This is a genomic window from Ancylobacter vacuolatus (assembly GCF_030813595.1).
GTDB lineage: Bacteria > Pseudomonadota > Alphaproteobacteria > Rhizobiales > Xanthobacteraceae > Ancylobacter > Ancylobacter vacuolatus.
On the sequence record NZ_JAUSUH010000008.1, the window covers coordinates 82,501 to 87,500 of the forward strand.

Annotated in this window: 2 protein-coding genes and 2 rRNA genes (2 of these 4 only partly in view); 2 read left to right on the forward strand and 2 right to left on the reverse strand. The window is 60.0% G+C overall.

Annotation, left to right across the window (positions count from 1 at the left end; genetic code table 11):
- Together J2S76_RS16605 and rrf are read left to right on the forward strand one after the other, a co-directional pair.
- Nucleotides 1–2,534, forward strand: a 23S ribosomal RNA gene (locus tag J2S76_RS16605) (it extends 289 nt beyond the left edge of the window).
- A gap of 109 nt (nucleotides 2,535–2,643) precedes the next feature.
- A 5S ribosomal RNA gene (rrf, locus tag J2S76_RS16610) occupies nucleotides 2,644–2,758 on the forward strand.
- Between the two features lie 1,556 nt (nucleotides 2,759–4,314).
- On the opposite strand, the gene sorB is transcribed toward rrf, so the two are convergent.
- Both sorB and sorA read right to left on the reverse strand, forming a co-directional pair.
- Entirely contained in the window at nucleotides 4,315–4,641 is a 327-nt protein-coding gene (sorB, locus tag J2S76_RS16615; protein WP_307062114.1) for a SorB family sulfite dehydrogenase c-type cytochrome subunit, read from the reverse strand.
- A 10-nt stretch (nucleotides 4,642–4,651) separates the two neighbouring features.
- A protein-coding gene (gene sorA, locus J2S76_RS16620) for a SorA family sulfite dehydrogenase catalytic subunit (RefSeq protein WP_307062358.1) crosses the window boundary here: on the reverse strand, nucleotides 4,652–5,000 show its end. It continues 866 nt past the right edge of the window; 349 of the gene's 1,215 nt are visible here — the last part of the coding sequence; its start codon lies off the right edge, out of view — the gene reads right to left on this strand; the stop codon is at nucleotides 4,652–4,654.

A 5,000-nucleotide genomic window follows, 5' to 3' on the forward strand; every position in this document is an offset into this window, starting at 1 on the left:
GACATCAACAGAGACTCCGTTAGTAGTGGCGAGCGAACGCGGACCAGGCCAGTGGTGAATGTGCGACAAGTGGAATCGATCAGGAAAGTCGAGCCTTAGTGGGTGATAGCCCCGTACACGTAATGCAAACATTCATCCTCGAGTAAGGCGGGACACGAGAAATCCTGTCTGAACATGGGGGGACCACCCTCCAAGCCTAAGTACTCCTCAGCGACCGATAGCGAACAAGTACCGTGAGGGAAAGGTGAAAAGCACCCCGACAAGGGGAGTGAAACAGTTCCTGAAACCGGATGCCTACAAACAGTAGGAGCCCAAGGTTCGTCCTGGGTGACTGCGTACCTTTTGTATAATGGGTCAGCGACTTAGTCTGGCGAGCAAGCTTAAACCGATAGGTGTAGGCGCAGCGAAAGCGAGTCTGAACAGGGCGTTCAGTTCGTCGGATTAGACCCGAAGCCGAGTGATCTAGCCATGAGCAGGTTGAAGGTGCGGTAACACGCACTGGAGGACCGAACCGGTGCCCGTTGAAAAGGTCTCGGATGACTTGTGGCTAGGGGTGAAAGGCCAATCAAACTCGGAAATAGCTGGTTCTCCGCGAAAACTATTTAGGTAGTGCCTCGCGTGAATACTCCAGGGGGTAGAGCACTGGATGGGCTAGGGGGGTTTACCGCCTTACCAAACCTAACCAAACTCCGAATACCTGGAAGTACTGCGCGGGAGACAGACGGCGGGTGCTAACGTCCGTCGTCGAGAGGGAAACAACCCTGACCTACAGCTAAGGTCCCCAAGTCATGGCTAAGTGTGAAAGGATGTGAGAGTCCGAAAACAACCAGGAGGTTGGCTTAGAAGCAGCCATCCTTTAAAGAAAGCGTAACAGCTCACTGGTCTAGGATTCTTGCGCCGAAAATGTAACGGGGCTCAAGCCATGCACCGAAGCTTAGGGTTTGCACTTAGGTGCAAGCGGTAGCGGAGCGTTCCGTAAGCCTGCGAAGGAGGACCCGTGAGGGCCTCTGGAGGTATCGGAAGTGCGAATGCTGACATGAGTAACGACAAACAGTGTGAGAGACACTGTCGCCGAAAGTCCAAGGGTTCCTGCGTAAAGCTAATCTGCGCAGGGTTAGCCGGCCCCTAAGGCGAGGCCGAAAGGCGTAGTCGATGGGAATCAGGTGAATATTCCTGAGCCTGTGGGTAGTGACGAATCCCGTGTGTTGTCAGACGAATTGGTTCTGTTCTGGCTTCGAAGGGGTTCCAGGAAATAGCTCCCACATTATAGACCGTACCCGAAACCGACACAGGTGGACTGGTAGAGTATACCAAGGCGCTTGAGAGAACTATGCTGAAGGAACTCGGCAATTTACCTCCGTAACTTCGGGATAAGGAGGCCTTCACATTGGGCAACCAGTGTGGAGGGGCACAGACCAGGGGGTGGCAACTGTTTAGCAAAAACACAGGGCTCTGCGAAATCGCAAGATGACGTATAGGGTCTGACGCCTGCCCGGTGCCGGAAGGTTAAGAGGAGAGGTGCAAGCTTTGAATCGAAGCCCCGGTAAACGGCGGCCGTAACTATAACGGTCCTAAGGTAGCGAAATTCCTTGTCGGGTAAGTTCCGACCTGCACGAATGGCGTAATGACTTCCCCGCTGTCTCCAGCATAGACTCAGTGAAATTGAATTCCCCGTGAAGATGCGGGGTTCCTGCGGTCAGACGGAAAGACCCCGTGCACCTTTACTGCAACTTTGCACTGGCATTCGTGTCGGTATGTGTAGGATAGGTGGTAGGCTTTGAAGCGAGGGCGCCAGCTCTCGTGGAGCCATCCTTGAAATACCACCCTTATAGATATGGATGTCTAACCGCGGTCCGTTATCCGGATCCGGGACATTGCATGGTGGGCAGTTTGACTGGGGCGGTCGCCTCCCAAAGAGTAACGGAGGCGCGCGATGGTGGGCTCAGACCGGTCGGAAATCGGTCGTCGAGTGCAATGGCATAAGCCCGCCTGACTGTGAGACTGACAAGTCGAGCAGAGACGAAAGTCGGCCATAGTGATCCGGTGGTCCCACGTGGACGGGCCATCGCTCAACGAATAAAAGGTACGCCGGGGATAACAGGCTGATGATGCCCAAGAGTCCATATCGACGGCATCGTTTGGCACCTCGATGTCGGCTCATCACATCCTGGGGCTGGAGCAGGTCCCAAGGGTTCGGCTGTTCGCCGATTAAAGTGGTACGTGAGCTGGGTTCAGAGCGTCGTGAGACAGTTCGGTCCCTATCTGCCGTGGGTGTCGGACTATTGAGAGGATTTGTCCCTTGTACGAGAGGACCGGGTTGAACGTACCTCTGGAGGAGCGGGTGTGGCGCCAGCCGCAGTGCAGCGTAGCTATGTACGGTCGGGATAACCGCTGAAAGCATCTAAGCGGGAAACCCACCTCAAAACGAGTATTCCCTTGAGAACCGTGGAAGACGACCACGTTGATAGGCCGGGTGTGTAAGTATGGCAACATATTGAGCTTACCGGTACTAATCGTTCGATTGGCTTGATCGTTCTCATCCTCGATGGTCATCCATCAAGGATCAAAGCAATCCAAAGACCAGGGTCGACCAGACCCGATCCCAAAAGGATCCTTGCTTCGCAAAATGCTGTGCTTCGCCGGCCTGGTGGCCATTGCGAGGAGCCCCAACCCGATCCCATCCCGAACTCGGCCGTTAAACTCCTCAGCGCCGATGGTACTATGTCTCAAGACCTGGGAGAGTAGGTCGCTGCCAGGCCTGCAAAGCACAGCAAAAAAAGCTTCTTCACAAACCAAACAAAACCCCGCCCGTGAGAAATCACAGGCGGGGTTTTGTGCGTGCGCCATGCAGAAGAAAAGCCGCCCGCCCCGGAAAAAGGGCCGGGCCCGTAGCGGGCCCAAGGGGCGTAGCCGCTGACGCCCAACCGGCGCAAAACGCCGCCGGAAAAGAATCTGCTGAAAAAGAACAGCTACCGCCGCGCGTTCCGCGAGCCAGGCCCGGTACGTCGCTGTCTGCCGATCCAGTTCCCGCGACGGCGCTTGACCCGCCGGCGGGTGACGGCGCGGAGCTGGGCTTGGGGGCCGGCCGAGGCGAGCTCTTGGCAGAGCAATGCCGTGACGCCGAATCAATCTCAAGCGCAAATTTTTTTCGGAGCGTCGCGAGCAGCCTCGCCCCGATTCGCCTCGAGTCGGCGTGGCAAAATCGGTGCCGGGCTGATTCTTTCGTGACAAGCGGCGGCGGCGGGAAGAAATTCGGGCGCTGAGAGCCCGATTTTGGGCAATTTCTGCGATCGACGCTGCCTCGAGGGGCGATCTCTCGGGGCGCGGCGCTGCGGCGCGGTTGTGAAACGCAGCGGCCGCGTTGGCCTGAGCGCGGCAGGTTTGCGACACCAACTGCCGGCGGCAGCTACCCCCAGTCAGCCGGCGGGGGCCTCACCTTTGACGCGCCGGGGTGTCGATGCCTGGCGGAATCGTCCAGCAGGCCCGCCTCAGCATGCCGACATCGGGGACTGATCTCCGCGCGCCGCGTCGGTACGGTCGGGCGCTCACGCGAGTGGGGCCTCAGGCTCAGAACGAACGCGCATCCGCTGCCGTCAGCACGGCCGCCAGAAATGTGGTGCGTGGGGCGACCGGCCATTCGATTTCGATCCCGCCGGGTCGACCGTCGTCAATGAGATCTGCACACCCACCATCGCGCCCCGCGGAGGGGCCGGCCGCGCACAATGTTGGAGCGACGGTGCCTCGATAGTGCCGGCGATCCTGGGGCACTTTCGGGCGAAGCGGCTTCCGATTCGCGTGAAGAAAAGGCGTAAAATTAGAAACGTAGAGGACTTCCGGTGAACCGACTTTCACCGGACGCCCTGTAGGAAACGACGACGATTCGTGGCCGGGTGGCGCGTGAGCAGAATCGCCGCGCCCTTCGCGCTCGATCGGCGCCGTGGCCGATGTGGAGACGGTGCCGGTGCCGAAAGGAGCGCTACTAAACCCGTGCCCTGGCAAAGGCTTGCGCGTCACCACGCGCCTCGGGCGCGACAGGATCCTGACGCCACGGCGATGCTGGCCGCCATCGGGTCCGAAGCCTCGATGTCCTATGAGCGCAAGCGGCCCCTCGCAGATGACGGCGCCGCGGCAGGTCGCTGGAGAGTGCGGACGGTCTTGCGCGGGCCGAATGCCGGCGCGCCTGTCTCGATATGTCCGAACGCCGCAGCCACCCGGCTGGCCTCTTTGGCGAGGGACGGGGCGGGCCTCGCTCGCCGCGCGTGAAGCGGGGTAGCCGTCACGCGCGGCGCGCTGGATGCACGGATGGAAGCTGGCTCAATAGGTCTTGGCGAGATAATCGGCGATCGCCTTGGCGTCCTCCTCGCTCACGGGAGCGTGGTAGACGTGAACCATCTTCTGCACCTCGCTTTGCCAGAAGGCCGGGCCTTTGCCCGGTGGCTGCGTGTTGATGTAGTCCACCGAGTGGCAGACCATGCAATTATCCTGGGCAGCTTCGAAGCCGGGCTGGGGACCGGGGCGCAGCTCCGCCGTCTCATCTGGAAGCGTGTAGCTGAGGGGAGTCGCGCCGGCGGATCCGGCGAGAGCGACCGCGAGACTGAGGCTGGCGAGTAGGCGAAGGCGGCTCGTGCAGATGCTGATCATGATGCCCTCTTCAGACCGCGACGACGCGCGTGGCTTCAACGACGTTGCGCATGTATCCCGCCGGATTCCACCTGGCCTGCAGGGGCTGGGTCTCGCCCCGTGCGTTGGTCGCCCGGCACATCAGGACATGCTCTCCCTTGGAAAGCGGCACTGTCGCCGTCCACTCGCGGAAGGAGAATCTGCCGAGGTCCGGGCCGAGACTGGCGCTGCTCCAGCTCTGTCCGCCATCGGTGGAAACCGCGACGCCGGTGATGCCGAAGCCGCCATCGAACGCGATGCCACGCAGCGCGACCTTGCCAGCCGGCACCTTCGCGCCCGTCTCAAGGTTTGTGATGAAAGAGCGGACAGGCAGAAGGTTG

Bases quoted from the DNA above. Each gene is read 5' to 3' on its own strand.
- sorB (WP_307062114.1), bottom strand. From the start codon at position 4,641: ATGATCAGCATCTGCACGAGCCGCCTTCGCCTACTCGCCAGCCTCAGT.